We start from the raw sequence: 25215 nt of genomic DNA, 5'->3' as shown, positions 1-25215 counted from the left end.
GGCATTCAGCGAGCGTCGTCAGCTCGCCAGCTTCCCAGGCCCCGCCGCCCTGGGCGGCCATCGCCGCCTGCATGGCGCGGGCGCCGAGGATGGCCCGAGCGGCGTTGCGGCTTGCTTCGACCGTGTACGGCTTGCTGCTGTAGTCGCGGATGATTGCCGCGATCTCTTCGACCGCGTCCGGCATGTCAGCGGTCATGGCCGGGCTCCGTGAGGGCAGCGCGGATCTCGACGGCATTGGTAGCCGGATTGAGGACGAACACGCGGCCAGTTTTCGGGCCTACGCGGGTCTGGCGTCGCTCGCTGGTCGCAATGTTAGACCACCAATAATTGTCGTCGTATCCGGTCCAACGGATAAAGCCGTCTTCCCCGGCATAGACCTTCCAATACAGGTCGTTCCGCGACTGCGAGAAGTCGGCGACAAGAGGCTTTGCTACGGCATCAGTGCTCACGATGCGTCTCCGTAAATGACCAGCGCCGCGACCCTCACGAGGCCGTCAAGGGCGGTGGTCTTGGTGAGAAGGAAGCCGGCCGCGCAGATGGCGCAGATGACTCCGCGCACGATGGCCGTCATGAGACTTTCGGGCGCCTGGTTCATGCGGCGTCCCTCTCAGCGTCGAGGAAGGCGCCGATCACTTCCGCCGCGACATAAGGGTCGATGGCATTTCCGTAGGCGCGCAGCGCTGCCACTCTGGGGGAAACCCCATCATCGCTGCGGCGAATGAGGGGTTGAGGCCAACTATGTCCGGGCTCGAACGGAGCGCTGGCGATAGCGCGCAAATCCTCTTCGCCACGCCATCTCCACGGTCGAGCCGTGCGAGTACCTCGCCGCGAGACCAGTCCTTTCCCTCGCGTGCCGCCAAAGTGGGCAGAAAAATAGAAGCGCTCGCGCCCTTGGGGGCCCTCATGGTCACGGGACCGCCTGTCGGTCCCGCTGAACGCGTAGCCAAGCTTTTGGAGGCTGTCCTTGGCGCGCTCGATCCAAGGCCCGACCTTCCGGCCGGACACCTGCTCCCCGAAGAGGTCGGCGGGGCGCCGGTCTGCGACGAGGGGCACGAAAGCGGGCCAAAGGTCTCGCGGGTCTTTCTCGCCAGCGGCCGCACGGTGCCAGATTCGAGCGCGCGACCAAGGCGGGCATGGGGCGCTTGCGGTCCACAGGGGGCGCTCGTCAGGCCATCCAGCCAGTCGAGCTGCGTAGGACCAGCCTCCGATCCCGGCGAAGAAATGGCACTGCGTGTAGCCGGCGAGGTCGTCGGGTCGGACATCGGCAATGCTCCTTGTATCCACGTCGCCGGGCGCGATGTGGCCGGCGGCGATCAGGTTGCGCAACCATTGCGCGGCGTAAGGGTCTATCTCGTTGTAGTAGGCGCGCGCCATTCACCCGCCCTCCTTCATGGCCGCGTCGCGGGCGGCGTTGAGTTCGGCCATGGCCTCCTGCGATCCGCCGGCGTCCGGGTGCTTGTCGCGCGCGAGACGGCGATACCGCTCGGCGATCTCCTGCGAGCCGGGCCGGTGGATGGGGCTGAACCCCATCACCTCGCGCCAGGGGCGCGCCGCGCCCGGTGGCGGCAACGCGACGAACCCGGCGAAGCTCTCGGCAATCGTGGCAACGCCGTACGCTTCCTGCGCCCTGACAGCCTTGATGTGCCCCGCAATGGCCGCCATGTTGTCGGCAACCCGGTCGAAGGTGTCGCACGGCAGGCAGTGCGGCTTACCGGCGAGCTGGAAATAGACCGCGACGCCGGGATCAGCCGGTTCCTTCTGTCCCGAGCGGGGAAGCCCATCCCGCCGCAGTTCGACATTGGACGATATGACGACATAGCGGGCACCGAGGCGCGCAAGCTCGCCGCTCAAACGCTCGACGGCTTCCGCGACGGTGAGGGGCGCTTTGCCGTAGCCCTTGACGGTCCCGAAGGTGGCGCGCCTGCGTGTGGCCTTGCGCGGCCGATTTGGCCATTGCAGCGGATATGCCTCAACCATCGGCGCGCTCCTCCGCGTCGCGGGCGGCGGAATGCGTTCCATCCGCGATCTGCGCCATGACAGTCATGGAGCCGAACGCCGAGGCCATCTCGAACGGATGGCACCCGATGACGCCTGCGGCGATGATGGCGGCCCGGTGGGCCTCAAGCTGGAACCCGCTGTCACGGCAGACGCGGATGAAGGCTTTCTGCCGAAGCTCGCGCTCTCCGGCCTTCGCGGGGTCAGTCATGGGCGCCCTCCCTCGCTGTCGGCGAACGGGAGGGCGTGCATATCCATGTGACGAATGCGCCCAGCGAAGAAACAGGCGGGGTCGGCCAGTGTATCGAGGCTCGCGCCCTTCCCTGAAATAGGCGCGGCCATAGCTACAAAACCTACGCACGTTGCGAGAACATACATCATGCGCTCGGCAACGAATCGACCAGCTTGCCGCTCTATGTCTTCACCGATTGAAAGGAAGAATGCGCTTGCGCTTCCCTGCCCGGCCGTCGTCGCGATTTCTAACGCCAGGTCGTCACGGCAGAGCATACCGGCGGCGGCGTGCGAGCAGTTTTCGACAAAGATGGACGCCATTACACATCCCTCCGGGGCACGATCACCACGTCACCATGCACGCCCTCATCCTCGTAGGACGCGGCTGCGTTGCGGAGGCTGGCGCGGTATTCGCGATCAGCCTTGCGGGGGCGGTGGTTGAGCCAAACGAGAGCCAAGACGACGAAGCCCAACCAAAGGGCAAGGATGGCGACGGCCCAAGCGAAGGCTTCTGCGGTGTGCGAGTCCATGTCACGCTCCGAGGGCGACAGCGATAAGGGCGAGGATGATGTTGAGAAGCAGAAGCGCGAGGAACGGGCCTAGGACCTCTATGCAGTAATCGAGCGCGCTCATTTCCCGGCCTCACGAGCTTTGGCGAGGATGTCGCGGGCGCGGCGAAGCCCTGCGAGCCAAAAGGCGTTGATCTCATCCCAAGAAAGATTGCCCTTCTCAGGCATGGGGTCATCGCCTTCCATGGTGTCGTCATTGTCGACAAACCACTGAAGCGCCTCTACCATCTCATCGAAGAGCGCCCGGTCTACGGTGGAGGGGGCGCCCATCGCTTCCGCGATTATTTTGGCCGCCCTGTCGACCGAGCCACGATTGTACGGGCGTTCGACGCAGCGCTCTGCAAGGCGAATGTGACGCAACTCGACATTGCCCATCTCACTCACCCTCCGAGAGGGTGCGGGCGGCGAGAAGCGCTGTTTCCAGTTCATCCACCTTGGCGTGCACCAGCGTTAGCGCACGCGACATAGCTTCATCGCGCCAATCAGGCGAAGACGGCAGACCGAGGGGCCATGTGTCGAACCACGGACGGCAATGCATAGTCCAATTGTTCGGGTCGTCTCGATGAGCCCGCATAACGACCACGCGAATGTCGTGGGTAAGGCGAAGCTCCCAAGTGGCCGGCGCGCGCACCTTTTCATCACGAGAGTATGTCGTGATGTCTTTCCACTTTGCGCTCATCATCATTCCCTCAGAACGGCACGGCGTATTCTTCGCCGTGCGCCGCTTGTGATTTCAGGGACGCGAGGACAGTTGACGCTCGCGTGATTGCTTGTTCGTCGCCCGTCCATTCGGCATCGCTAAGCTCGCGCTCTGCGTCGCGGATGGCTTGGCCTATGGGGCGGATGTCGTGGGAGGACTGGCGCATTACCGGCCCTCGGCCTTGGCAATCGCGGCTCTTACCGGCTCAAGCTCGGCCATCATCGGTTCGTGCGCCGACGTACCCTCGTAGTCGCTGTTGATGAGCCCTTCGGCAAGATCAAGCGCAAGCTTAGCGCCCGCCAGAAGGCTGGCATTCGAGGCCCTGAGGCGACCGCACTCGGCAGACACGCGCCGCAGTTCTTCAGACAGGTTGAATCTTACGTTGGACCGAAGATAATCCTGCACTGACATCATCATGTGCTCATACAGGTCTTCGGAGGCGCGAGTTGCGACCTGCGTAGCGCGCTCTTGCATGGCGTCGCAGATGCTCGCCGCAGCAATTTTCCAGTCGACTAGCTCGCTCATGGCTCACTCCGCAGCGGTCATTTCAGGGGCAGCGTTTTCAGCCGCAGCCCGGCGATGCTCGCGCCACGCGCCGACAAAGGCCGTGTACTGCTGCGACGCGCGGGGGACTTCGACGCGGCAAGCCTCCGCAACCGCGCGCTTGCGCTGGCTCCAGTCCGGCTCGTAATGCCGAGCCTCGCCGTCAATCGTCTCGTACATGTCGTCAAGTTCCGCCTGAGACATCAGCATCTCGGCGCGGGTGGCGGTCCCGTACAGGTAGGCCATGGGGTTCCCCTGCCAGTCCTGCATGACTTCGACGTATTCGCCGTTGTGCTCGATCTCGATCACGAAGGGATAGAAGGCAGGAGGCATCTCACTCTCCATCGCGGAAGAATTGCGCCGGGCCAGTTGGCGAGGGGGATTGGGGCGGCCCGGCGCGTCGCTTCGTGTGAGGCGATGGGGGTAGTGTAGCGATGTGCGCTACGTTGTAAATAGGCTGGAGCGAAAATCGCTACAAAAAATTCGGGCAATAAAAAACCCGGCCGAAGCCGGGCGGATCATCATCGGTTGTCTGGCCTATCGGCCGATGGCGTCTCCTATGGCATCAAATGCCCGCGCTATTTGATTGGCGCTATGGAAGCACTTCGCATCCTCGCCCGCGTCATACCTGTTCCAGCAATTATCCGCCCTCTGGTAGCCCTTTGACCGCATGCAGAGGTTTGTGAAGGCGTAACGGCTGATTTCGTCGTTCTGGTGCTTCCGCGCTTCCATTTCGCATTGCGCCAATTGCGTACCCCGGCTTTCAACGCAGCCGGCCAGCGCTACCGCCATGACAACCATCAGAAGCTGGCGGGTCATTTCGTCGACGATCTCCACTCATCCGCCGGGATGCGGAAACGATAGCGCCGCGCCCACTCGATTTGCACGTCTTCGATGTCGCTGGCGTTCGCGCTCACAAGCGTGAATAGCCCGTCAACCGACCCGCGCCTCAGCTTCTTGATAAACGTCCGGCCATCGGCCAGGCGAACGACACAGGTTTTCCCGATCAAGGTCGTCGGGTCGGCGCTATCGGCCATGTAGCCGATAAGGTCGCCATCCTCGAAAATCGGCAGCATGGAATCGCCGCGCACGATAACGGCCACCGTGCCAGGCTTCACCGGGAAGTCTGTGTCGATTGTTTCCAGGCCGGCGCCCATTTCGTGATCGTCGAACGGGTGGACTTCCGAGCCGGCGCCCACATAGCCGACGACGTTGACCGAATAATTTGAGCCTTGGGGCGCAGGGTACCCGGTGATTTCGCTTATGGCGATCATTTCGTCGGCGGCGACGGCGCGGGGCTTCGTCTTCCCGGTGCCTTCGACCATCTGCATTTTCTGCACGGCCGCGCGGTCGATGGACCGTCCTAGGCGCTCGGTCAAATGGCGCGCGAGTTCGGCGCCGCTCATGTCGGCGTGCTCAAGCGCGGCTTTTACCCACTGTGCAAACATGCGTGAGGCGTAGCTTAAAATCGCTACCGTGTGGCGTTCCGATTTCGCTACAGATTTCTCTTGCATGGGTAGCGATCATCGCTACAATGCGAGGCCATGGAACCGGCAAATCGCATCATTGAAGCGCTCGGCGGCCCCACGAAGGTGGCATTGATCGCTGGCGTTCATCGCACTCGCGTCTCCAACTGGAAGCGCCCGCGTGAGGTGGGCGGAACTGGTGGCCGCATTCCGCAATCTCACATTCCTGTCCTGTTGCGGGCCGCTCACGAGCGCGGCGTCAGTCTTTCGGCAGACGACTTCCTCCCCGCCCTCGATCAAGGGAGGGCGTAGGGATGAAGGCCGCCGCGCTCCTTTGGCTTGCATTCGTTTCGGCCGTTCTATCCCCCGGCACTGCCATGCTGGTGGCGAACCTGTTTCCGGCTATGGCGCCGGAAACAGCCGGTCTCATTGGCGGGGCGCTGACTGTTCCTGTCCTTCTTACGGTTTTCGCCGTCGCTCGTGGGGATCTTCCATGACCGACTGGCATGTGGGAATGCAGGTCGTCTGCGTGGCCAACGCCCCTGAATGGCTTGTGTCGTTCTGGGAGCGAAAGTTGGGAATCCCGCTGGTGTACCCCGTAAAGGGGCTTGTCTACACCATTCGTAGTTTTGGGGTCGTGGACCCTAGGATCATATTGCTGGGGGAAGTCCATAACGAAGTGCCGGATGGGTGCAGTAGCGAGCCTGGATTTGACCGAGAGCATTTTCGCCCCGTCCGCAAGACCAACATCGACTGCTTCCTTTCGCTTCTGAACAAGACGCCGACTGAGCGCGAGGTGGCTGCCACCACCTCATTGCCCGGCGCCCCGTCTCTTCCTGATCTGATCGAGCAGGGTAGCTGCCACTACCCCGACGCTCTGGAATGTCGTCTCCCTGCCGGGGGTGCTCCCTGCCTCCGGCCACCTCGGGCGGCTGACCTCGCTTCCAATGCTGACGGTCGCCGCCCGCTTCCTCTTCATTCCCTGCAATCTCCTATGCCGTCGTCGTCGTCTCCGATGTTCGCAATGAACCACGGAGACGACGGACATGGCATCCATTGAGGATGGACAAGTGAACCACGCGGAGTTCACCACTGACGAGGCTCACGCCGCCTATCTAATTGGTAGGCTTGAGCAAAAGGCCGCAGACAAAACCGGGCGCTCGCGCCAGGAAGTTCGGCCAGAACTCGCCCGCACTATCGGCATTGCGCCGGGCACCATCGAAAATCTTCTTCGGAAGCGCATCAAGGCGATCAAAGCCAATGTCTATCAACGGATCCTCGCGGCAGCGGACGCCGCGCTCTGCCGAGAGATGTCGCGTCTCGAACACGAGCGAAAAATCATTGCGGCGCAAGCTGACCGTTTTGCTCAGGTCGATATGGGCGCGGTGGAAGCGCACTTGGAAGCGGCGCGCGCCGCGCTTGGGCGGGAGGCGTGACCATGACTAGCCGCCCTAGCGACTACATCACCTCCCGCGTCTACACCCCCGAACAGGTGGACTACATCGTCCGCGCTAAGGGGAAGGAAAGCGCGTCATTCCTCGCTGCCAAGTACGGCACGAGCAAGGGCTCGATCTGCAAGGTGTGGGACAAGGCGAAGATGGCGGGCGTCGTTCCGTCTGTAAGGCGTGTCGTCTATTCGCCGCCGTCTTTCGATCCGTCCCGCCCCCAGCCCTCCATGCCCCGCGTCGCTTGGCTTGAGCGGCCTATGCCGAGGGCAGGCTGATGCTGGATCGCACGCACGATATCCTGGACGATCAGCCGCTTTCCGATGCCGCCGCCGGCTTCGCCAAGGAGCGGCTTAAGTCCTTCATTGACCGGCTCGAAAATCTCGAAAGCGAGATCAAGGACCGGAACAACGACAAGCGCGACCTTTATGCGGAGGCGAAAGGCGAAGGCTTCGACGTGAAAGCCCTTCGGGAAATCCTGAAAATCCGCAAGCAGGACGCCGACGAGCGCGCCGAGCGTGAGGCGATTGTCGATCTCTACATGCAAGCGCTGGGGATGCTGGGCTGAGGCTCGTGCACGCGCACCCGCGCGATTGCAATTCACGTGCCAACGTCGCGATCCTTCGCCGCCCGGATCGCGGGTCCAACGCTCACACGGGCGGCTTTAGTCAAGGAACGGATCATGAATAGCATCACCGACATCTGCGATCAAATCCGGGACAACGGATACCGGAATGAGGCGCGACTGGCGCTTGGCGAGGCCGCGTTTGCTGCCGCCACCGTGCGCCGCCTGACCGTGTACGCCATGACGATCATGTCCGGCGATGTCAGCCCGGTTATGGCCGGCGATATCAAGGAAATGCGCCGCGCTTTGGCCGATGCTTCCGCCGCACTCGACAAGATGTCTGCGCCTGCGCAGCCGAGGTTTTTGGAGGCGGCGGAATGAGCATGCAGCCCACATTCTGCGAAGACTGCGACAACGTGCATCCCGACACGCGCAAGCAATCTCCGGGCCGTTGGCTGTGCATGCGGTTCCCGCGCCTGCCGGGGCTTTCTCCCGTCGCCCGAAATGCCTGGGTGGCGACCGAGCCCTATCAGCGCTGCGTAAGCATTAACGCCGGGTTCTGCCCCCTTTTTGAGCCGGCTCGCAGCGCCTTCCCATCGGAGGTTGAGTGATGGGTAATCTTGATATCTGGAACACGCTGGGCAAGACCGACCCCGACCAGACAAAGGCCTTTACGCGCGGCGGGGGTTTTAAGGGAACCGCCGTCAAGCCGATCTATACCGAACACAAGATGACCGAGGTTTTTGGCCCCTGCGGCATTGGCTGGGGATTTACCGAGCCATCCTTTCAGGTTGTGCCTGGCGATAACAAGGAGGTGCTGGTTTATTGCTGGCTCTCCCTATGGGTCGTGCGCGACGGTGTGAGGTCGGAGCTTATCCCCGGCGTCGGCGGCGACAAGGTCGTTTCTCACGTCAAGGCGAACACGCAGTATAACCGTCCTGAGCGGTGGGAAAACGATGACGAGGCTTTCAAGAAGGCCTTCACCGACGCCATCGGCAACGCCATGAAGCACCTTGGCATGTCCGCCGACGTGCATATGGGGCTGTTTGACGACAGCAAATATGTCGCCACGCGGCGCAAAGAAGAACGCGAAGCCACAGAGCCCGAAGCTCAGAAAAACGGCGGCCTATTCCCCGGCGACGCCGACGCTGCCATGCGGCTCATGGGCGACCTTGAGGGACAGAAGACAATCGAAGCCTTCGAGGCATACCGCAACTCTGCGGCGTTCAAGGGGGCCTTCAAATCTCTCCCCGAGGCCCTGCGCGCCCAAGTCGCTGATGTGGGCACTCGCTGCCGCGAAGAGCTTACCGCCGGTAGGGAGGCCGCCTGATGCCCCGCGCCACCCTCATCATCGCAACCGAGCGTGAACGCCAGCGCGCCGCGTCATGGGTGGCGCGCGCGCCCTGGAATACGCGCCTGGAGTTCAAAGAGCCGAAACGATCCATCCCGCAGAACGACAAGATGTGGGCGATGCTCACCGAGCTTGCGGCGCAGGTTCCGTATCACGGCATCAAGTTGGCGGCTGATGACTGGAAGCTGCTGTTTCTCGACGCGCTCAGGCGCGAAGTTCGTATGGTGCCGAACCTTGATAGCACCGGCTTTGTCAGTCTAGGCCGCTCCTCCTCTGACCTGTCGAAGTCTGAAATGGCGGACCTGATCGAGCTTATTCACGAGTTCGGTGCGCGTCATGGCGTGGTGTTCCATGATCGCGAGGTGGCCGCATGACCGCCCGCAGCACAGAGGAATGGATCGGCGCCAGCCCTGACGCAGCGATCCCCAAACGGGTGCGCCTGCGCGTATTCGAGCGCCACGGCGGCATCTGCCACTTGTCCGGCCGTAAGATCGTGCCGGGCGACGCATGGGACTTGGACCACATCATTGCCCTGATCAACGGCGGCGAGCACCGGGAAAGCAACCTTGCCCCCGCGCTCCGCGACAAGCACCGGGAGAAGACCGCCGCCGACGTGGCTGAGAAGTCCCGCACGGCCCGCATCCGCGCCAAGCACCTCGGCATCAAGAAGCGCAGCACCTTCGCGTGCTCGCGCGATTCCAAGTGGAAGAAGAAGCTAGACGGATCGGTGGTGCCGAGATGACCCTGCACGCCATCGAAACGCGCGACCCCCGCCACGTCACCGAAGACAAAATCCACAAGGCGGCTATCCAGCTTCTCCGCCTCGCGGCTCACCCTCGGCTTGTCTACTGGCACACCCCAAACGGGGAGGCCCGGTCGTCTCTGACTGGCGCCAAGCTCAAAACCATGGGTGTTCTGCCCGGAGTGGCGGACCTGTGTTTCGTCCTGCCGGACGGCCGGGCCGCGTTTATCGAGATCAAGGCCAAAAAGGGCCGTCAATCTCAAGAGCAGCGCGAGTTCCAGCGCCGCGTGATCGAGGCGCACGGCCTCTATGCCGTCTGCCATTCCCACGAAGAGATTTGTTCCGTGCTGACAGGCTGGGGCGCAATTCGCCTCGCCCGGCACTCGTAGGAGTAGCCTATGCTCAACGTCCCCGCACCATCAAAGCTTCATATTCGCCGCGCTGTAGAGCCCGTAGAGGCCATTACGGCGGCAGAAGCCCTTGCGCGGTTCAATGCGACGCGCGCTAGAACTGCCCCCGTAGCTCGTCCTATCGCTGTCCGGTGGCGACCTCATCTTTATGAGGAAGAGTTCGGGCCAAAATGGCAAGCCCAGGTATCGGAGCGGACTGTTTGGTTTGCCCCCCCGGCAGAAAAGCCACCCGCTTTATCTGATGGGCGCGATTGGCTGCATCTTGCAAGCCGGTTGTCTTGCGACCGCGTTATCGCCGCCACAGCAAAATACTACAGCGTTACACGTTCTGATTTGGCGTCGCAGCGCCGAACCGCTAATGTAGTGATGCCTCGGCAAGTCGCCATGTACCTGTGCCGCGAGCTTACAGGGAGAAGCCTTCCGTTTATCGGTAGTCGTCTTGGTGGCCGAGACCACACGACAATTTTGCACGGCGTCAGGAAGATAGCAGAAATGCTTGAGGCGGGTCACCCTCTTTTGCACGCAGACATTCTTGATATCAAATACATGCTTGGAAAGCCAAAATGATGAAGCGCCCCGGCATATCCAAACTTCTTTCCAGCATGGATGCGCTCGTGCGTCTTGACGCCCCCGCCGTCTGCCATCGCGCCAAGGCGCTGCGCAAGTCCGAAGCCGAGCTTCTGTCGGCTGACCTCATCCACGTCAGAGACTTCATCGCCAAGGCCGCAGCGCGCCCCCAGGAAGCCCGTTGGCTGATGGAAGGCGTACAGGTCGCCCCTGTCACCGCCATCCACTCCGCAGCCCGTCAGATCGCAGAGGAGGGCGGGGAATGAGCGAGACAGCCCAAGCCTACGATTGGTCCGAAGACGGCATAGGCAACTATGCTCTCGCCATCCTCGCCATGCGCGAGATCGGCGTGCGTGAGGGGATGTACGCCCCGCTTGATGACCGCGAGCGCCGGCAGGCCGAAGAAGGCCCAGTCCGCGCCCTTGATTGCGTGAAGGAGGCGACTGATGCGCGTTGAGCATATCGGCGACTGTACGCTTTATCTTGGAGATTGTCGGGAAATACTCGACGGCCTGCAGGTCGACGCCATCGTTAGCGATCCACCTTACGGCATTGCGTTTGCCCATGGCGGAAACGATAGGTCCGGCATCGGCAAGGGCCGCTATGCGACAAAGTTTGCGAAGGTTGCGATAGCCGGCGACGACCATCCGTTTGACCCGACGCCGCTTATCACTGCAGCGCCAACGGTTATTCTTTGGGGCGGCAACCATTTTGCCAGCAGCCTCCCATCCTCTTCGTCGTGGTTTGTCTGGGATAAGCGCGCCTCAAGCCACCACACCAACGATTTCGCTGACTGCGAGCTAGCTTGGACGAACAGAAAGGGCGTCGCCCGCGTCTTCCGCCACCAATGGGATGGGATGATGCGCGCTTCTGAACGCGGCGTAGAGCGGGTTCACCCCACGCAGAAGCCGATAGAGCTGATGCGTTGGTGCATCGAGCAGATCCCCGAAGCGAAGAGCATCTGTGACCCATACATGGGCTCAGGCACCACAGGAGTCGCGTGCGCGAAGCTTGGCCGCAAGTTCATCGGCATAGAGATAGACAAAGGCTATTTCGACATAGCCTGCGAACGCATCCGCAAGGCTTACGCTCAGCCCGACATGTTCATAGAGCGCCCGGCCCCCGCCAAGCAGCTTTCCATGCTGGGAGGTGCGGAATGAGCTTCCGCAGGCTTGGCGACACTATTTCAAAGCCGAATGGTGAAAGCCTTGGGCTTGATGGTGCGGGCTCGACCCGCGCCGTCTTCGACTTCGCATGGGAGAAAATGCGCAAGCGTCTTGCTTCGCGCGGCGCCGGAGAGGCGACCGTAAGGGCTGCGCGCAACCATGCCGTAATCGCTATCCAGCTCGGCTTGGAAATCTGCGATAGCCCGATAGAGCGCACGTTGCTGCCCGCGCTTGTGTGCGCCGATTTCGGGGTTATCACCGACCTGCCGGCGAAGATGCACGACCCGCGCCGCGAATGCCTTCCTGACGGCCCTGTGGTTATTACTCCGCAGTTTGGCTTTTCCCGTTCGAGAATGGATTTTGCCGTAGCCGTCCGCTACAGCGGGCGCCTTCAGATGTTTTGCATCGAATGCGATGGCGCGGCTTATCACTCATCCGCCGAGAACATCGTTCGGGATGGCTATTTCGCATCCTGGGGTATCCCGACCACGCGCCTTTCAGGACGGGAGATTTACGCCGACACATTCGCCGCAGCGCAGAAGGCGCTTGCTCCCGTCCACTCCTGGGCGCTGCACGTGGGGTAGCGCCATGAGCAGCGGCCCGTGGATGAAGTTCTATCCCAGAGACTGGCGCGGCGACCAAGCGCTCAGGGCTGTCTCTATCGCCGCTCGCGGCCTTTGGATCGAATGCCTCTGCATCATGCACGAAGCCAAGCCCTATGGCCATCTTCTCCTTAATGGAGAGCCGGTAGGCGGCGACGTTCTGGCGCGCATGACAGGAACCGCCGTGGACGAGGCTCAAGCCCTGATGGCTGAGCTTCGGCAAGCCGGGGTTTTTGGCCTGACGCGAGCAGGCGTCGTCTTCTCACGGAGAATGACCAAGGATCATTCGGCTTCGCAAAAGGGCAGAAAATCGGCAGAAAAGAGGTGGTCACAAACAACTGAAAACAAAGAACAAAACGACGTACCCAATGGGGTTACCATGCACGAACCTAATGCTAAGAAGCCAGAAGCCAGAGAAGAGAAGATAGATGCTAACGCATCTTGTACGAAGCCGGCCAAGAGCCGGGCTTCGTACCCTCAGGATTTCGAGGAGTTCTGGAAGGGATATCCAACAGATAGCCTGATGAGCAAAAAGGGAGCCGCCTCTCAATTCGCCCGTCTGTCGCGAGAGGACCGAGCCGCTGTGATGGAAAGCCTCCCGGCGTTCCGGCGCTACTGCGAGCAGAACACGGATTATCGGCCCGTTCATGCCGAGCGCTATTTGAGCCAGAGGCGTTTCGACGGGTTTGTGCAAGCAGCGCGCAAAATGAGTGCGTTTGAGCAGAAGGTTGTCGTTAAATTCGACACTCCGCAGTGGAACGCTTGGGACAAATACCTTAGAATGACGACAGGAAAAGGGCCGCAACGATCCGAGCGCTTGGGCGGATATTACTTCGATAGCGAATGGCCACCCTCTCAGCAGGGAGAGCTACACTCATGATCGGCCTCAAGGCAAACGATTTCATGTGGCTTCGCGCCGCCGCCATGTCGCAGGACGGGTTTGCGCCGGGCTTCGCTTGGAGCGCGGCGCCGATGGTCTACGACCGGCTTGAGCGCTTCGGCTTGGTCGATCAGACATGGGCGCCGTCGGGCGGCATTGACCGCGACGGGAGCCCCCACATGCGAGCGCAGGCCATCACGACACCGAAGGGCCTGCAAGAGATCGAGCGCCGGGCGGCGTTCAACGTCAACAGGATGGGAAACCAGGTATGACCGCCAAGTTCGAAATCAACATTATCCGCAATCTCTACGACAATGAGGGTGGGCACCACATGACCATTCGCCCCGATGTTGACGGCTTGGGGCTGGTCGAAATCGACGGTAAGGGCGACTTTGGCGGCACGATTTGCATTCAGCCAGAAATGGCCTTGGTGCTTGCTGATGCCATCCGTGCCTGCGCTGAAGAAATGATAGCCGCCGCTCTCTCAGAGGAGGGCGAGTGATGGAAATGACAATTGGGGTTCTCTTGTCGATGATAGGTGCAGTGTTGATGGTGGCATGGCTAGCCATCCTTCCCACTATCGGCCTGCTGTGGTGCTTGGGGTGGCTGCCATGACCAAGCGCATCGTAGTCCACTTCGAAGACGAGACGGGCGCCACTGTGTGCTCGCAGCCCCGGAAGTACAAGCCGGCGATTGGCGACGTGCTGCTGCTGAATGGAAGCGCCTACGCGGTGCAGGCCAAACGCGACAGCGCCACGTCGCTGGACTTTTACGCTAAGCCTGAACGGAAGGCCGTGGATGATGTCGGAAGTTACGACGGCATCGTTCATGGCTAGGCGTAAGCGCTGGCGGCAAAACTCGCCCAGTTAGCTACCGGACAGCCTAGGAGCACAAAACGCCTGCCAGCGACGCTCCTAGACGATTTTAGAGGGATGCCGGAATGAACGAAATTTGGAGAGACGCCAAACGGTTTATCTTTTGGGGTTCTGCCCTCACCACAGGCTGCGCCATCGCGGTCTACGTCATCGTTCCGCTTTTTGATTGAACTTATCTCCCTGCCAGGAGGCACCATTGGCGAAGAAGCAGCTTGAAGCCTTTAACCGCCACAAGGCGGAACGGAAGCCGACGCGGCGCCCCGCTGAGGTGAAGACCTTCGACCGTCGCTCGCTGGACAACCCCAAGGGCGTAATCCCTTCGGAAGACGAAATCCGTGGGCCTCTGGACGGCCCGCACGAGCGCAGCGCGGTCATCCGCAACCTGCGCTCCGATGTGCTGGCACAGTTGAAGGCCCGGCGCCAGATTGACGAATGCCAGTACGCCGCCGGCCGCCATTGGGAAGCGCTATGGGAGCGCGCCGAGATTGGCGGCATCAAGGCAATGGACACGACCAAGGAACCGGTGGACGGTGGCGGCGAGACTGCCGAGCCTCTGACGGATCGCCAGCGTAAAGCCGTCCGCGACCTTCGCCTAGCGGATGGTGATCTGGGGGTGAGGGGCGCGGTGCTGGTGCGCCGAGTCTTGGGGCGGCGGGAGACAATCCGGTATATCGCGGCCGAATATGCCACCGGGTCGAAGCATGATGAGCTTTATTTTGGGCGGCTTTTCCGGGACTGCCTCGATGTTCTGTCTATTTCCTTTGGATATGCTGACAGGCGCTTGACGGTTACGGCGAATAGGGTATGATTCGGTATGCGCCCGAATTGCGTCGGGCTACAGTCAACGCACAGCACATTCGCCCTCACGGGCAAACGAGATGACCGGCGGCGCCTGTGCCTCATGGGCGCCTTAAACGCTTGGGTGAGGCCAAGGCCGGTCATACAGTTCGACGAACGACCTGCCCTGTGGAGGGGATCGCAGCGCCAGAGCCTCCACCACACGCGCTGCGATAGTTGGAGAACGGGTCCGCTAAAGTGCTTGTATGCGGACGGCCTCTACCCTTCGCGGGACAGGCGCCGACTAAGCCCAGGTCATACAGTTCGACGCGGTCCAACAGGACATAGCGGCAAGCCAGATCAGCCCACCTGCTGTGATCCGAACCAAAGGCGCCGCGTCGATCCTAACGCTCGCAAGGCCCGAATAGACGGGCTGTTGGCTTTTGCCACGGGATGCCTGTGACGTCTGCAATGCCCATCACGCTCGTCTGCGATCCAGAGCTAGACCGCTGGCTCACAAGCGCCCCGTGCCCGAGCTTCTGGGGTAGCCTGCACAGCTTCATGGTCAAGGCGCACGATCCGTCTACTGGCGTCTACCTCTGGCCTCGCGTTGCTGAGACTGAGGGGATGAAGGGAATGGGAGGCGGGAAGTGAAGACATACACATGGCGCCCGCTGTCCGAAATTTTCGATGACGAGGCGAAGCGCCACGAAACGCGCGCCATGCACGCTATCGCAGAAGGCAAGCTGAAGCTGGCCATGCAGAGGTCGGCGAAGGCCGCGAGGTCTCGGCACAAGGCAGAAGTCGCCCGTATGGTCGAAGCGATTTCACCCACCTCATCCTCACCATCTGCCTCCTAGCAGATCCCGCCACCTGCCACGAAGAGCGCGTACCCACAGAGGCCCGCCAGTCCATGCCTATGGAGTGCATGGGTGCGATGAATGAATGGGCGGTGCAGCATCCCAAGTGGCGCGTGGTAAGCTGGCGCTGCGGGGTGCGAGAGGAAGCGATTTGATGCTTAGCGACGACGTAGAGCTTGACCGAGTTCCGGGGCTTAGCACCAGGGCGCACAATGTTCTGGTCAATAATAACGGGCTTAAAACAGTTGGAGATGTGCGCCGTCTCTCTGACAAGGAGATGCTGAAGTGGGAGAACTTTGGCATGGTCTCATTGCGTGAGGTGCGCGAACTACTGGCGTCTGATGTGGAGCCGATTCCAGACTTTAGTGGGGGCCTCCGCGATGGCAATGGAGAGCCCGTGCACGTAGCGGGCCCGTTATTGACCGCCACAGATGAGTGGTTTGCCCCTGTTGCAGATAGAGAAAGCCCCCAAGCGCGCGGCGAGATCAGCCCAGAAGAATTGAGGCTCAGCGGCAAAGTCGTCCTGCATTTCGATTGCGGTATTAATGGCCAATATGGGTCGTGGCCGTTCATGATCCATCTTTCCGAGTTGTCTGACGACATTATTACATATGGCGCCGACTACGCAGAAGTTCTGTCTCGCGCTCTGGAGGCAGAAGCCGCGCGTATCCGTTTGAGTGCTTCCAGGAATAAGGACTGATGCCCATCCTCTCCAACGCCAGGCATGAGCGCTTCGCCCAAGAGCTAGCGAAGGGCAAGAGCGCGACTGAGGCGTACACAGAGGCTGGCTACAAGGGCGACCGCACCGCAGCCTCGCGGCTGTCATCAAATGTCAACGTGCAGCAACGGGTAGCAGAATTGACCGCCCGCGCAGCCGAGGGGGTTGTCATCTCCCGCCAATGGGTGATTGAGCGTCTAGTCGAGAACGCTAACCGCGCGATGCAGGCCGAAGCTGTGATCCAAGATGGCAAGCCTTCCGGCGAATATCGTTATGAGGGCTCTGTCGCCAACCGCGCGCTTGAACTCCTTGGCAAAGAGCTTGGCATGTTCGTTGAGCGCAGCGAGAACGTGAACATCAACCATGATGTCAGCGACCAACCCCTCTCTGAAGACGAGTGGGAAGCGCAGCACGCTCGCCCGAACTGAGATCATCTGGCGCCCACAGAAAGGGCCGCAAGCCGCATTCGTCCAATGCCCCGTGTTCGAGGTGTGCTACGGCGGGGCGCGCGGCGGCGGCAAGACAGACGCTAGCCTGGGAGAGTGGGCGGTCCATGCGAAGCGCTACGGCGCGGATGCGAAGGGCCTGTTTATTCGCCGCACCCTCACGGCCCTGACGCCAACGATTGAGCGAGCCAAAAGGATCTATCGCCCGCTCGGTGCGAAGTGGGAAGAGCAGAAGAGCCGCTTCGTCTGGCCATCCGGCGCGGTGCTGTATTTTCGCTACCTTGAGCGCGACGACGACGCGAACAACTACCAGGGCCACGATTACACGCGGGTCTATGTCGAGGAGCTGACGCAGTTCCCCGATCCCGGCCCGCTCGATAAGCTCAAGGCGACGCTGCGCAGCGCGGCCGGTGTGCCAACGGGTTTTCGGGCAACCTGCAACCCCGGCGGGCCTGGGCACACATGGGTGAAAGAGCGCTATATCGAGGCGGGCGCTTACAACATCGTCCGCGAGGTGTTCCAGAACCCGTTCGACGGAACGCAGATTGAAAGCTCTCGGGTTTTCATCCCTGCCAAGCTGACCGACAACCCGGAACTTCTGGCGAACGACCCGCGCTATGTCGCCAACCTGTTTCAGGCGGGCTCTGCCGCACTCGTCAAGGCATGGCTTGAGGGTGATTGGAACGTCGTCGAAGGCGCGTTCTTCGATTGCTGGAACAGCGCCAAGCACGTGGTGGCGCCGTTCGCGATCCCGAAGGACTGGTTGAAGTTCCGTTCGTTCGACTGGGGTTCTGCCGCGCCGTTCTCGGTTGGCTGGTGGGCTGTTGCTGGAGACGATCACGGCAGCATACCGAGGGGTGCGCTGATCCGGTATCGCGAATGGTACGGGGCCAAGGGCGCGAACAAGGGATTGAAGCTCACCACCGAGGAAGTCGCGGCCGGCATCAAGGCGCGGGATGAGGGCGAGAAGATAGCCTATTCGGTAGCCGACCCGGCCATCTTTGCTGAGGACGGCGGGCCTAGTCGCGCCGAGGTGTTTGGCCTGCACGGTGTGGACTTCATGCGGGCCGACAATAAGCGCGTGAGCGGAAACGGCGCCATGGGCGGCTGGGATGAGATGCGCCAGCGCCTGAAGGGCGTGGATGGCGTGCCCATGCTCTACGTGTTCGAAACCTGCCGGGACTTCATCCGCACGGTGCCGAGCCTTCCGCACGACGCCAAGCGGCCCGAAGACATCGACACCGACGCCGAAGACCACATTGCGGACGAGGCCCGTTACGCCTGCATGTCGCGGCCATGGATCCCGCAGATAGAACAGACCTCGCCGCGTCGCGCCCGCGACTGGTTTGACGAGCCCGAAGAAGAGGGCATGAACTGGAAGCTCGCCTGATGGATGATGCTCACTATCACAGCTTCCTGATCGACCGTTTTCTAGATGCCGAGGACGGGTCTGACTACAGCCGCACCCGCGCGCAGACCTATGTCGACTATTACGACGGAAAGCAGTGGACCGCAGAGGAGATCAAGGAGCTTCGCAAGCGCGGTCAGCCGCCGATCATGTGGAACCTGACGCGGCAGAAGATCGACTATCTGCAAGGGATGGAGCGCACACAGCGCACCAAGCCCCGCGCGCTTCCCCGAACTCCGCAGCACGAACAGGACAGCTACGCGGCGACTGACGCGCTGCAATACGTCTGCGAAGATCAGAAGTATGACGATCTGCGCTCCCGCGCCTGGGGCGACATGCTCAAGGCCGGCTGGTGCGGCATGGAGATCACGGTAGAGGCCCGCGCGCCCGATCCGATGGCCTCCACCATGCTCACGCCCATGGGCCCGGCGGTGACGATCAAGGTTCGTCGCTGCGCGTGGGACCGCATGTTCTGGGACCCGTTCTCTTCGGAGGATGATTTCTCGGATGCTGCCTATCTTGGCGTCATCGTATGGATGGACCGCAATGAGGCTATTCGCCAGTTCGGCGAGGAGGCTGGCCAGGTCTTCGATGAGACGGTGACGCTCGGCGAGTCTGGCGGCACCTATGACGACAAGCCCAAGGCGCAGTCGTGGGTGAGCGGGGCCGGCACGCGCCGCCGCGTCCGCATCGTGCAGATGTACCACATTGGCGACGATGGTGAGTGGGATGTGGCCTACTTCACCAAGGGCGGCATTCTCATGTCTGGCCCGTCGCCGTGGATCGATGAGGACGGGAAGCGCGAGCACCCCTATTGCTGGCGCACCGCTTATGTGGACCGGGACAACAACCGATACGGCCCGATCCGAGACATGATCGACCTTCAGGACGAGGTGAACAAGCGCCGGTCCAAGGCGCTGCACCTGTTCACCGCGCGCCAGACGTTCGGAAATCAGAAATTCAAGGCGAACGCTAACGAGAACAAGAAGCAGCTTGCTAAGCCCGATGGCCATGTCGAGCTTCAGGGTGAGGCCCAATTCGGCCGCGACTTCGGCATTATCCCGACCAACGACCAGGCGGCAGGCCATTTCGAGCTTCTGGCGCAGGCGACGGCGGCTTTCGAGACAGTCGGCCCCAATGCCGCCATGCAGGGCAAGAAGGACGCCACGGAAAGCGGCCGGGCCATCCTCGCGCAGCAGCAGGGCGGCGCAATCCAGATGGGCACGCTTAGCGATGCTCTCCGGCAGATGGATTTCGCGGCGTATCGCAAAATTTGGAACCGCATCCGGCAATATTGGGATGCGCCCATGTGGGTGCGCGTGACGGATGACGAGCAGAACGTCCGTTTCGTCGGTATCAATGGCGCTGTCACGGTAGACCCTCAGACCGGCCAGCAGATGCAAGGCCCGCCGATTGCGCAGCTTGACGTGGACATCATCATTGATGACGCGCCCGTTGCCGGCGCTATGCTAGACGAGCAGTTCAACATGCTCGTGAACCTGAAGAACATGGACGCGAACGGTGAAATTCCGTTCAAGTCGATTATTCAGGCAGCACCGAACCTGCGGAACAAGCAGCAAATCCTCCGGGGTATAGAGGAGCGCGAACAGGCGCCCCCGAACCCGTTGGCTGTGGCTGGGGCAGAGGCCGAGGTCGCCGACAAGCAGGCGAGCGCCGCACAGAAGCAGAGCGCCGCCGTCAAGAACATCGCGGATGCCGAGCGTACACGCGCCAGCATCCCATTGGATTACGCCGCGCAGCTTGCGCAACCGCCGCAGGAACAGCGCGCGTACTGAGATCGAGCCGCCATCGTCAAGGGCGCACGGGGTCAGCCTCCGTCATGAGCTGAAGCGGTGATGCCGACCGTCTAACGGGCAAACGCCGACGCCGGGTGCTGCCGGGCGAACGTTAATCTCACGGAAGAGATCACCCACATGACCGAAAGTCTGGACGCCATCATGGCGGGACGGGACGCGAACGCGTCTGTCTCGGAGCCTGCCGCCACCACGGAAACCGTGCGTGACGAACAGGGGCGGTTCGCCGCCAAGACCGAGGAACAGCAGGCGCCAGCAGAACCGGCGCAGGAAGCCCCCAAGGCACAGGAGCCGCCCAAGGCGGTTGAGCCTGATAAGCCGGCGGGGATGGTGCCGCAGCAGGCCCTACACGCTGAACGGCAGCGCTCTCGCGCTCTCGAACAGCAGATGAGCGAGCTTAGGCAGATGGTGGAGCGGCTTCAGCCGAAGCCCGCCAATCCAGAGCCCCTGGACCCTCTCGCTCAGTTCGTAGCGGACCCGAATTCCTTCCTTCAGCAGCAGGTTGCCCCGCTCACGCAGCAGACGGCCGAAGTCCGCGAAATGGTCATGGAGATGTACGCACTCCAGAACCACGGCGCGGAGAAGGTCCGGGCAGCGAAGCAGGCGGCCGAAGAGCTGCGAGACGCGGGTGACCCCTACTTGCCAGTCCTGATTGGCCGGCTGAGGAGTGCGGCCAACCCGTTTGACGAATTGGTCAAGTGGAACACCGAACGCTCGGTGCTCACCAAAATGGGCAGCGATCCCGAGGCGTACATCAACGCCGAAGTGGAGTGCCGCCTCGCCGAGCGCGCCCAACAGCAACCCGCAGCGGCGCAGCCCTCACAAATCCCCCCGTCTCTCGCTGGCGCCCGCTCTGCGGCCCCGCGTCAGAGCGGTGCCGTTTACGAGGGGCCGCGCCCGCTTTCCGAAATCATGAAACGATGAGGTGAGCGGCTATGGCCGAAACTCGCGTTACGTCGACTCTGTCGCCCACGATTTGGGACGACCAGTTTTCGACGGAATTCTTCCAGACCAACCCGTTCGCGGCTTATGCCGGCACGGGCACCAACAACCCGATTGTGATGAAGGAAGACTTCGCTTCTCAGCGGGGCAACGGCATCACCTTCGAGTTCATCACCAACCTGAAGCGGGGCACGATCTACGATCGCCAGCCGCTTCGTGGTCACGAAGACCAGCTTGGCGAATATGGGGATCGCATCTTCTGGCGCATGCGCAAGAAGGGCATTTCCATGCACGAGCTGGATGCCGATCTTGCGGCTATCGACCTTCGGCGAGCCGCGCGCGGCAATCTGAAAACGTGGTCGATGGAAGATGTTAAGTGGGAAACCATTGACCGCCTCGGCGATGTGGGTTCCAACTGCGACGTGCCTTTCGCGACCGCAACGGATGCGGAAAAGAACGCCTGGGTGACGGCGAACGCGGATCGCGTTCTGTTCGGCAACTCGACAGCGAACTATTCCACCACCTTCGCGACCGCCGCCGGCAACGTCGACACCACGAACGACATTCTGACCCGCGACAACCTGTCGATCCTGAAGACCGTGGCGCTTCAGGCATCGCCGCGCATCACCCCGATTGAGGTCGAAGCCCGCTCCAATCGTCGGTACTTCGTCGCCTTCGCCCATCCGTTCGTGTTCCGCTCGTTCCGTAAGGACACGGAAGACCTGCGCAAGGGCGTGAGCATTATCGAGCGCAACGAGTCCATCTTCCTCGGTGGCGATCTGGAATATGACGGAGTTGTCCTCCACGAAGTGGATGACATGCCGATCTATACCGGCATCGGCGCCTCCAGCGCCAATATCTCGCCTGTCTATCTGCTGGGCCAGGAAGCGCTGGGTTGGGCTATCAAGTCCCGTTACGCCTCCCGTGAGCAGAAGGACGACTACGGGCAGGTCGAAGGGCTCGGCATGATCGGAAAGTGGGGCATGAAGAAGCTTTGCTATTCCAGCAACTTCACCAACGCAGCGCAGGACACGACGGTGCTGGGCAAGCAGCGCGGGGTCGTCACCGGCTTCTTCGCGGCTCCGGGCGTCTGAGGAGGAATGAACCATGGGTGATTTCTACACCAACCCTGTTCGCCATCCTGAAGACGTTGGCGTCGGGCATATCCGCCGCACCATCAGCTTCAACACCTCTGGTGTCGGCACCGGCAACGGTATCGCCATCGGCGCGCTTGAGGCCGGGGCGATCCCGATCCGCGCCTATGCGGTCATCCAGACCGCTTTCGACGCGGGTTCCACCAATGTGCTCATTCTGGGCACCACGGACGATGACGACGGGCTTGTCACGTCCTCGAACGCTGCCGCCGGCACCGCCGGCCTGAAGGCTGGCACGGGTGCCATTCTCGGCACCCCGCTCGCGGCTAACCGCGTCGTCTATGCCAAGTACACCCAGACCGGCACCGCCGCGACGGCTGGCAAGGCGACGCTGGTGGTGGAGTTCCTGAACAAGCGCGAGAACGAAGGCACTGCGTTCCCGAACAACTGAGCATGAGGGCGGGCTACGGCCCGCCTTCCCCTCTCTCAGGACACCAGAGATGAGCCATGTCATTTACTCCCCTGCGGAAGGGGATAATCGTGAAGTCACGGTCTTTGGTCTGACCTTCACGGCGGGCAAGCCCGCTAAAGTCCCCGCCGATGTGTTCGCCCGTCTGTCGGTCAATCCGACATTCAAGGTCGCGGACAGCGCCGAGGAAAAAGCAGAGCCCGCCAAGGTGGACGGTCGCAGCAAGGCCGCTCGTGCGCTGCGCGAGGAAGAGGCCAAAGCCCGCGCCGCTGCCCATGCGGCAGAGGTGGAAGCCGCCAAAGCCGCCGATAAGGACGATTGAGCATGGCGACCCGCGCCGAACTTATCCGCCGCACGCTCGATAAGCTTGTCGTCGTCGGTGTCGGTGAAGTCGCCTCAGCCGACGATATCGCGACCGTCAGCGGTTATGTCGATGACGCGCTCACCTATCTCTCGGCGCGCGGCGTGTATTTTGGTGGCGGGGTCGATGACTTGGCGGATGCCGGCATGAACCATCTGGCGGAAATCTGCCGGAACTTCGCAGCGGCGGCCTACAGCCAAGCCTATAGCGAAGATGCCGTTATCACGGCGGAAAACCATTTGCGCGAGCTGTCTCCCGGCGATGGCGCCGGTACTGAGACGATCAAGGCGCTGTACTACTGATGCCTGACATCATCTTCCCCGTGTCCAGCGCGCCGGGCCGGCGCCCTCTGGAAGGGCAGGGGCGCTTGCTCAACTGCCTGACCGAGGTGCTACAGGAAGGGGGGCAATCCAGCTATTCCCGCCGCCCGGCGCCGGGGCTACGCACATGCGTTGACACGACGGAAGACGGCGTTTGCCGGGGCGGGATTGTGGTGCAGGGCGTACTCCTGCTGTGCATCAATGACCGCTGCATAAAGATTGAGCAGTCTGGGTCGACGTACACCGCGACGGATTTGGGCGAGCTTCCGGGCGAAGGCCCGGTTTTCTTCGCCGCGAACAACGCGTCGCCCCCGCCCGATATTGTGGCGACCACGAGCGTGGGGGCATACAACATCTTCACCGGCAGCGCGCCGACCAGCTTTGTTGACGCCGATCTGCCGCAACCCAATTCCGTCACCTTTCTGGACGGCTATTTCCTGTTTTCCATCGCAGACGGGCGCATTTTTGCCTCCGCTCTAAACGATGTGACAATCAACCCGCTGGACTTCACGACCGCTCAGGCGCGCCCTGGGGGGCTTTACAGGGTTATTGCCTTCGGGCAACAGCTTTACGCCTTCGGGCCTTCCTCTATCGAGGTATACGCGAACACGGCCAACGCCGAGGGCTTCCCGTTCTCGCGCGTGTCCGTGATTCCGGTTGGGCTTCTCACGGCTGGCGCTATCGCCGGATATGAGGATGGCTGGGGCGCCTCGCTCATTTGGGTGGGCGACGACCGGGCCGTCTATCGGCTTGATGGCGGCTACGTTCCGCAGCGGGTTTCGACGCCAGATATCGACCGCGCCTTGCAGTCTGTGGATGACCCCGCCGACCTTCACGCGTTGGTCTTTGAGCACCCTGGGCATACGTGCTGGGCTATCATCGGGCCGAATTTCGCGTGGGTGTATGACCTCACGACGGGCTTTTGGCACGAACGCGAGTCTTATCTGCGCCCGACATGGGATGCGCGCTTCTCAGCCCGGTTTAATGGGGAATGGATCGTAGGCCACGCCAGCAATGGCGTGGTGTATCGGATTGATGACGAGTACCGCAAGGAAGGCACGCAGCCGCTTGTGATGAAGCTGCGATCCGGCCAGAACGCGGCATTTCCCAACCGCCTCGCTATCCCGAGGGCGGATTTCAACTTCGTGGTCGGTCAGGGCATAGGCAACGGCGAAGAGCCGATTGAGACGCAGCCCCGGTGCTGGATCAGCTACTCCAAGGATGGGGGCAACCTGTTTTCCACTCCGGTATGGCGTGAGCTTGGGCGGCAGGGCGCGTATCGCAACCGGGTGACGCTCAACCGGTGCGGCATGACCGGCCCCATGGGCGTGGTGTGGGAAATCTCCATTTCCGATCCGGTCTATTTCACGCTCCTCAGCGCCACCATGGAAGTTGAGGCGAGGCCGCGCTGATGGCGAATATCCCTTCGCTCCCCTCGCCCGCATCGGCATGGGTAGACAAGGACGGGCGCCCGTCGACCGAGTTCCACCTGCTTATGCAAGCGCTCTATCCGCTCTTGGAACTGGCGAACACGGCGGTGCAGGAAATCCCGCCCGTCGATCCAGACACGCTCTATCGCGATCAAACGGCGAACCTGACGGTGGGCTATACCGCGACCGCCTACAGCGCCGGCACGGTATCAAGCGGAACACTGACGCTCAACCCGACCAACGGGAACGTGCAGTACTACACGAATAACGGCGCCCACACGCTGGCGCCCCCCACGTCAGATTGCTCAATTTTGGTGAAGATCACCAACGGAGCGAGCGCCGGAACAATCACGCTTTCGGGCTTCACCAAGACGCAGGGCACGCTCAACACGACGAATGGGGCGGTTTTTTTTGCCAGCGTCGGCGTCGTCAATGGCTCCTCCATCTTTTCGGTCATCTGAGGCATTCG

Annotated in this window: 44 protein-coding genes and 1 pseudogene; 31 read left to right on the top strand and 14 right to left on the bottom strand. The window is 61.8% G+C overall.

Going from position 1 to position 25215, the window contains the following annotated elements; all coding sequences use genetic code 11:
- The 14 genes from J2S75_RS14320 to J2S75_RS14255 all read right to left on the bottom strand — a co-directional run.
- Positions 1-196, bottom strand: a 196-nt coding sequence (locus J2S75_RS14320; RefSeq protein WP_307020553.1) for a hypothetical protein, incomplete at its 3' end; no start/stop codon positions are given.
- Positions 186-449 carry a hypothetical protein gene (locus J2S75_RS14315; protein ID WP_307020551.1) on the bottom strand — a complete coding sequence of 88 codons (264 nt, stop codon included), beginning with the start codon at positions 447-449 and terminating at the stop codon, positions 186-188. The genes J2S75_RS14315 and J2S75_RS14320, both read right to left, overlap by 11 nt.
- On the bottom strand, positions 446-595 hold the full coding sequence (locus tag J2S75_RS14310) for a hypothetical protein (protein ID WP_307020549.1): 150 nt from the start codon (positions 593-595) through the stop codon (positions 446-448). Before J2S75_RS14310 ends, J2S75_RS14315 begins: the two co-directional genes overlap by 4 nt.
- Positions 592-1374: a DNA cytosine methyltransferase gene (locus tag J2S75_RS14305; RefSeq protein ID WP_307020547.1), complete on the bottom strand. Its 783-nt coding sequence runs from the start codon at positions 1372-1374 to the stop codon at positions 592-594. Before J2S75_RS14305 ends, J2S75_RS14310 begins: the two co-directional genes overlap by 4 nt.
- Entirely contained in the window at positions 1375-1977 is a 603-nt protein-coding gene (locus J2S75_RS14300; protein WP_307020545.1) for a J domain-containing protein, read from the bottom strand. It abuts the gene before it with no gap.
- Positions 1970-2206 carry a hypothetical protein gene (locus J2S75_RS14295; RefSeq protein WP_307020543.1) on the bottom strand — a complete coding sequence of 79 codons (237 nt, stop codon included), beginning with the start codon at positions 2204-2206 and terminating at the stop codon, positions 1970-1972. The genes J2S75_RS14300 and J2S75_RS14295 overlap by 8 nt, the downstream gene beginning before the upstream one ends.
- Positions 2203-2547, bottom strand: coding sequence for a hypothetical protein (locus J2S75_RS14290; RefSeq protein WP_307020541.1), 345 nt, complete (start codon positions 2545-2547; stop codon positions 2203-2205). Before J2S75_RS14290 ends, J2S75_RS14295 begins: the two co-directional genes overlap by 4 nt.
- Positions 2547-2756, bottom strand: a complete 210-nt coding sequence (locus J2S75_RS14285) for a hypothetical protein (protein WP_307020540.1) — start codon at positions 2754-2756, stop codon at positions 2547-2549. The genes J2S75_RS14290 and J2S75_RS14285 overlap by 1 nt, the downstream gene beginning before the upstream one ends.
- Before the next feature lie 99 nt (positions 2757-2855).
- On the bottom strand, positions 2856-3170 hold the full coding sequence (locus J2S75_RS14280; protein ID WP_307020538.1) for a hypothetical protein: 315 nt from the start codon (positions 3168-3170) through the stop codon (positions 2856-2858).
- A 314-nt stretch (positions 3171-3484) separates the two neighbouring features.
- On the bottom strand, positions 3485-3661 hold the full coding sequence (locus tag J2S75_RS14275; RefSeq protein ID WP_307020537.1) for a hypothetical protein: 177 nt from the start codon (positions 3659-3661) through the stop codon (positions 3485-3487).
- Positions 3661-4020 (bottom strand): hypothetical protein, encoded by a 360-nt coding sequence (locus J2S75_RS14270; protein ID WP_307020536.1) that lies wholly within the window; start codon positions 4018-4020, stop codon positions 3661-3663. Before J2S75_RS14270 ends, J2S75_RS14275 begins: the two co-directional genes overlap by 1 nt.
- Before the next feature lie 3 nt (positions 4021-4023).
- Positions 4024-4371: a hypothetical protein gene (locus tag J2S75_RS14265; protein ID WP_307020535.1), complete on the bottom strand. Its 348-nt coding sequence runs from the start codon at positions 4369-4371 to the stop codon at positions 4024-4026.
- A 204-nt stretch (positions 4372-4575) separates the two neighbouring features.
- On the bottom strand, positions 4576-4875 hold the full coding sequence (trbK, locus tag J2S75_RS14260; protein WP_307020534.1) for an entry exclusion lipoprotein TrbK: 300 nt from the start codon (positions 4873-4875) through the stop codon (positions 4576-4578).
- The gene (locus tag J2S75_RS14255) at positions 4854-5552 is read right to left on the bottom strand and encodes a S24 family peptidase (RefSeq protein ID WP_307020533.1); all 699 of its coding nucleotides are present in this window, start codon (positions 5550-5552) and stop codon (positions 4854-4856) included. The genes trbK and J2S75_RS14255 overlap by 22 nt, the downstream gene beginning before the upstream one ends.
- Before the next feature lie 30 nt (positions 5553-5582).
- On the opposite strand from J2S75_RS14255, the gene J2S75_RS22480 reads away from it, so the two are divergent.
- The 31 genes and pseudogenes from J2S75_RS22480 (at position 5583) to J2S75_RS14105 (ending at position 25207) form a co-directional block, all read left to right on the top strand.
- Positions 5583-5816 (top strand): carph-isopro domain-containing protein, encoded by a 234-nt coding sequence (locus J2S75_RS22480; RefSeq protein WP_370874133.1) that lies wholly within the window; start codon positions 5583-5585, stop codon positions 5814-5816.
- Between the two features lie 734 nt (positions 5817-6550).
- Entirely contained in the window at positions 6551-6940 is a 390-nt protein-coding gene (locus J2S75_RS14250; protein WP_307020532.1) for a hypothetical protein, read from the top strand.
- Between the two features lie 2 nt (positions 6941-6942).
- Positions 6943-7227 (top strand): hypothetical protein, encoded by a 285-nt coding sequence (locus J2S75_RS14245; RefSeq protein WP_307020531.1) that lies wholly within the window; start codon positions 6943-6945, stop codon positions 7225-7227.
- Entirely contained in the window at positions 7227-7517 is a 291-nt protein-coding gene (locus J2S75_RS14240) for a DUF2312 domain-containing protein (protein ID WP_307020530.1), read from the top strand. The genes J2S75_RS14245 and J2S75_RS14240 overlap by 1 nt, the downstream gene beginning before the upstream one ends.
- Positions 7518-7631: 114 nt before the next feature.
- On the top strand, positions 7632-7895 hold the full coding sequence (locus tag J2S75_RS14235; protein ID WP_307020529.1) for a hypothetical protein: 264 nt from the start codon (positions 7632-7634) through the stop codon (positions 7893-7895).
- Positions 7892-8125, top strand: a complete 234-nt coding sequence (locus tag J2S75_RS14230) for a hypothetical protein (RefSeq protein ID WP_307020528.1) — start codon at positions 7892-7894, stop codon at positions 8123-8125. The genes J2S75_RS14235 and J2S75_RS14230 overlap by 4 nt, the downstream gene beginning before the upstream one ends.
- Positions 8125-8844: a hypothetical protein gene (locus tag J2S75_RS14225; protein ID WP_307020527.1), complete on the top strand. Its 720-nt coding sequence runs from the start codon at positions 8125-8127 to the stop codon at positions 8842-8844. Before J2S75_RS14230 ends, J2S75_RS14225 begins: the two co-directional genes overlap by 1 nt.
- Positions 8844-9239 carry a recombination protein NinB gene (locus J2S75_RS14220; RefSeq protein WP_307020526.1) on the top strand — a complete coding sequence of 132 codons (396 nt, stop codon included), beginning with the start codon at positions 8844-8846 and terminating at the stop codon, positions 9237-9239. Before J2S75_RS14225 ends, J2S75_RS14220 begins: the two co-directional genes overlap by 1 nt.
- Entirely contained in the window at positions 9236-9607 is a 372-nt protein-coding gene (locus J2S75_RS14215; RefSeq protein WP_307020525.1) for an HNH endonuclease, read from the top strand. The genes J2S75_RS14220 and J2S75_RS14215 overlap by 4 nt, the downstream gene beginning before the upstream one ends.
- Positions 9604-9996 (top strand): VRR-NUC domain-containing protein, encoded by a 393-nt coding sequence (locus tag J2S75_RS14210; RefSeq protein ID WP_307020524.1) that lies wholly within the window; start codon positions 9604-9606, stop codon positions 9994-9996. The genes J2S75_RS14215 and J2S75_RS14210 overlap by 4 nt, the downstream gene beginning before the upstream one ends.
- Positions 9997-10335: 339 nt before the next feature.
- Positions 10336-10584: pseudogene (locus tag J2S75_RS22475) on the top strand (helix-turn-helix domain-containing protein); the annotation flags it as partial.
- A complete protein-coding gene (locus J2S75_RS14200) occupies positions 10581-10850 on the top strand; it encodes a hypothetical protein (RefSeq protein WP_307020522.1) in 270 nt (89 codons plus the stop codon). The pseudogene J2S75_RS22475 and the gene J2S75_RS14200, both read left to right, overlap by 4 nt.
- Entirely contained in the window at positions 10847-11041 is a 195-nt protein-coding gene (locus J2S75_RS14195) for a hypothetical protein (RefSeq protein ID WP_307020521.1), read from the top strand. The genes J2S75_RS14200 and J2S75_RS14195 overlap by 4 nt, the downstream gene beginning before the upstream one ends.
- Positions 11031-11744: a DNA-methyltransferase gene (locus tag J2S75_RS14190; protein ID WP_307020520.1), complete on the top strand. Its 714-nt coding sequence runs from the start codon at positions 11031-11033 to the stop codon at positions 11742-11744. Before J2S75_RS14195 ends, J2S75_RS14190 begins: the two co-directional genes overlap by 11 nt.
- Positions 11741-12334 carry a putative endonuclease domain-containing protein gene (locus J2S75_RS14185; RefSeq protein ID WP_307020519.1) on the top strand — a complete coding sequence of 198 codons (594 nt, stop codon included), beginning with the start codon at positions 11741-11743 and terminating at the stop codon, positions 12332-12334. The genes J2S75_RS14190 and J2S75_RS14185 overlap by 4 nt, the downstream gene beginning before the upstream one ends.
- A 4-nt stretch (positions 12335-12338) precedes the next feature.
- On the top strand, positions 12339-13232 hold the full coding sequence (locus tag J2S75_RS14180) for an LvrA C-terminal domain-related protein (protein ID WP_307020518.1): 894 nt from the start codon (positions 12339-12341) through the stop codon (positions 13230-13232).
- Entirely contained in the window at positions 13229-13504 is a 276-nt protein-coding gene (locus J2S75_RS14175) for a hypothetical protein (RefSeq protein ID WP_307020517.1), read from the top strand. Before J2S75_RS14180 ends, J2S75_RS14175 begins: the two co-directional genes overlap by 4 nt.
- Positions 13501-13734 (top strand): hypothetical protein, encoded by a 234-nt coding sequence (locus tag J2S75_RS14170; RefSeq protein WP_307020516.1) that lies wholly within the window; start codon positions 13501-13503, stop codon positions 13732-13734. The genes J2S75_RS14175 and J2S75_RS14170 overlap by 4 nt, the downstream gene beginning before the upstream one ends.
- A 109-nt stretch (positions 13735-13843) precedes the next feature.
- Positions 13844-14068, top strand: a complete 225-nt coding sequence (locus tag J2S75_RS14165; RefSeq protein ID WP_307020515.1) for a hypothetical protein — start codon at positions 13844-13846, stop codon at positions 14066-14068.
- Positions 14069-14303: 235 nt separating this feature from the next.
- Complete coding sequence (locus J2S75_RS14160; RefSeq protein ID WP_307020514.1) at positions 14304-14915, top strand: hypothetical protein; 612 nt, start codon at positions 14304-14306, stop codon at positions 14913-14915.
- Between the two features lie 983 nt (positions 14916-15898).
- On the top strand, positions 15899-16444 hold the full coding sequence (locus tag J2S75_RS14155) for a DNA-directed RNA polymerase subunit alpha C-terminal domain-containing protein (RefSeq protein ID WP_307020513.1): 546 nt from the start codon (positions 15899-15901) through the stop codon (positions 16442-16444).
- Positions 16444-16890 carry a terminase small subunit gene (locus tag J2S75_RS14150; protein WP_307020512.1) on the top strand — a complete coding sequence of 149 codons (447 nt, stop codon included), beginning with the start codon at positions 16444-16446 and terminating at the stop codon, positions 16888-16890. The genes J2S75_RS14155 and J2S75_RS14150 overlap by 1 nt, the downstream gene beginning before the upstream one ends.
- Complete coding sequence (locus J2S75_RS14145) at positions 16826-18298, top strand: terminase large subunit domain-containing protein (RefSeq protein WP_307020511.1); 1473 nt, start codon at positions 16826-16828, stop codon at positions 18296-18298. The genes J2S75_RS14150 and J2S75_RS14145 overlap by 65 nt, the downstream gene beginning before the upstream one ends.
- Positions 18298-20112, top strand: coding sequence for a portal protein (locus J2S75_RS14140; protein WP_307020510.1), 1815 nt, complete (start codon positions 18298-18300; stop codon positions 20110-20112). Before J2S75_RS14145 ends, J2S75_RS14140 begins: the two co-directional genes overlap by 1 nt.
- A 138-nt stretch (positions 20113-20250) precedes the next feature.
- A complete protein-coding gene (locus tag J2S75_RS14135) occupies positions 20251-21054 on the top strand; it encodes a hypothetical protein (protein ID WP_307020509.1) in 804 nt (267 codons plus the stop codon).
- 11 nt (positions 21055-21065) lie between these two features.
- Positions 21066-22166: a phage capsid family protein gene (locus tag J2S75_RS14130; RefSeq protein ID WP_307020508.1), complete on the top strand. Its 1101-nt coding sequence runs from the start codon at positions 21066-21068 to the stop codon at positions 22164-22166.
- Between the two features lie 13 nt (positions 22167-22179).
- Positions 22180-22617 (top strand): hypothetical protein, encoded by a 438-nt coding sequence (locus J2S75_RS14125; RefSeq protein WP_307020507.1) that lies wholly within the window; start codon positions 22180-22182, stop codon positions 22615-22617.
- 49 nt (positions 22618-22666) lie between these two features.
- Entirely contained in the window at positions 22667-22957 is a 291-nt protein-coding gene (locus J2S75_RS14120; RefSeq protein WP_307020506.1) for a hypothetical protein, read from the top strand.
- A 2-nt stretch (positions 22958-22959) separates the two neighbouring features.
- Entirely contained in the window at positions 22960-23298 is a 339-nt protein-coding gene (locus J2S75_RS14115; RefSeq protein ID WP_307020505.1) for a hypothetical protein, read from the top strand.
- A complete protein-coding gene (locus tag J2S75_RS14110; RefSeq protein WP_307020504.1) occupies positions 23298-24728 on the top strand; it encodes a packaged DNA stabilization protein in 1431 nt (476 codons plus the stop codon). The genes J2S75_RS14115 and J2S75_RS14110 overlap by 1 nt, the downstream gene beginning before the upstream one ends.
- Complete coding sequence (locus J2S75_RS14105; RefSeq protein ID WP_307020503.1) at positions 24728-25207, top strand: hypothetical protein; 480 nt, start codon at positions 24728-24730, stop codon at positions 25205-25207. The genes J2S75_RS14110 and J2S75_RS14105 overlap by 1 nt, the downstream gene beginning before the upstream one ends.
- Positions 25208-25215 lie beyond the last annotated feature (8 nt).

It is taken from the genome of Ancylobacter polymorphus, assembly GCF_030813495.1.
Classification (GTDB): Bacteria; Pseudomonadota; Alphaproteobacteria; order Rhizobiales; family Xanthobacteraceae; genus Ancylobacter; species Ancylobacter polymorphus.
This window is presented reverse-complemented; position numbering and strand designations above follow the sequence as displayed.